This is a genomic window from Streptomyces sp. NPDC002018, from assembly GCF_042890865.1.
GTDB lineage: Bacteria > Actinomycetota > Actinomycetes > Streptomycetales > Streptomycetaceae > Streptomyces.
Genome location: NZ_JBIASO010000060.1, coordinates 1 through 1,449, shown reverse-complemented (window position 1 = coordinate 1,449; position 1,449 = coordinate 1). Strand labels below are relative to the sequence as shown.

The 1,449-nt window shown below is 69.6% G+C and carries 1 protein-coding gene; it reads right to left on the bottom strand.

Annotation, left to right across the window (positions count from 1 at the left end; translation table 11 throughout):
• Positions 1–1,449 (bottom strand): heavy metal translocating P-type ATPase (locus ACFYYH_RS34490; protein ID WP_388559889.1); only part of this gene is annotated, 1,449 nt, incomplete at both ends.

Genomic DNA, 1,449 nt, shown 5'->3' with positions numbered 1-1,449 from the left:
AACCCTCGGAGTCGGAGTGAGTTGCCGACGACGAAGAGGGAGGAGAGGGCCATGGCGGCTCCGGCGATCATGGGGTTGAGGAGTCCGGTGGCGGCGAGGGGGAGGGCGGCGATGTTGTAGGCGAAGGCCCAGAAGAGGTTGGTGTGGATGGTGGTGAGGGTGCGGCGGGCGAGTTGGATGGCGTCGGCTGCGGTGGTGAGGTCGCCGCGGACGAGGGTGAGGTCGCCGGCTTCGATGGCGGCGTCGGTGCCGGTGCCCATGGCGAGGCCGAGGTCGGCCTGGGCGAGGGCGGGGGCGTCGTTGATGCCGTCGCCGACCATGGCGACGGTGTGTCCTTGGGTCTGGAGTTTTTTGATGACGTCGACTTTGTCCTGGGGGAGGACTTCGGCGATGACGTGGTCGGGGTGGATGCCGACGTGGGTGGCGACGGTGGTGGCGACGGTGTGGTTGTCGCCGGTGAGGAGGATGGGGGTGAGGCCGAGGGCGCGGAGGCGGTGGACGGCTTGGGGGCTGGTGTCTTTGATGGCGTCGGCGATTTCGAGGACGGCGTGTGCTTGTCCGTCCCAGGCGACGGTGATGGCGGTGTGTCCTGCTGTTTCGGCGGTTGTTTGGTGGGCTTCGAGGTCGGGGGGGAGGGGGATGTGGTGGGTGGTGAGGAGTTGGGTGCGGCCGGCGAGGACGGTGTGGCCGTCGATGGTGGCCTGGACGCCGAGGCCGGGGTGGTTGGTGAAGTGGTGGGGGGTGGGGAGGGTGCCGAGTTGTCGGGTGGCGGCGGTGGCGATGGCGCGGCCGATGGGGTGTTCGGAGGCGTGTTCCAGGGCTCCGGCCAGGCGTAGTACTTGGGTTTTGTCGGTGTTGTGGGTGGTGTGGATGGCGAGGAGGGTCATGGTGCCGGTGGTGATGGTGCCGGTTTTGTCGAGGACGATGGTGTCGGCGCGGCGGGTGGTTTCGAGGACTTCGGGGCCTTTGATGAGGATGCCGAGTTGGGCGCCGCGTCCGGTGCCGACGAGGAGGGCGGTGGGGGTGGCGAGGCCGAGGGCGCAGGGGCAGGCGATGATGAGGACGGCGACGGCTGCGGTGAAGGCGGTGGTGGGTCCTGCGTGGTTGCCGAGCCAGTAGCCGAGGGTGGCGAGGGCGAGGGTGATGACGGTGGGGACGAAGACGGCGGAGATGCGGTCGGCGAGGCGTTGGGCGGCGGCTTTGCCGTTCTGGGCGTCTTCGACCATGCGGGCCATGCGGGCGAGTTGGGTGTCGGCGCCGATGCGGGTGGCCTGGATGACGAGGCGGCCGCCGGCGTTGAGGGTGGCGCCGGTGACGGGGTCGCCGGGGGTGACGTCGACGGGGAGGGATTCGCCGGTGAGCATGGAGGCGTCGATGGCGGAGGTGCCTTCGACGACGGTGCCGTCGGTGGCGATTTTTTCGCCGGGGCGGACGAGGAAGTGGTCGCCG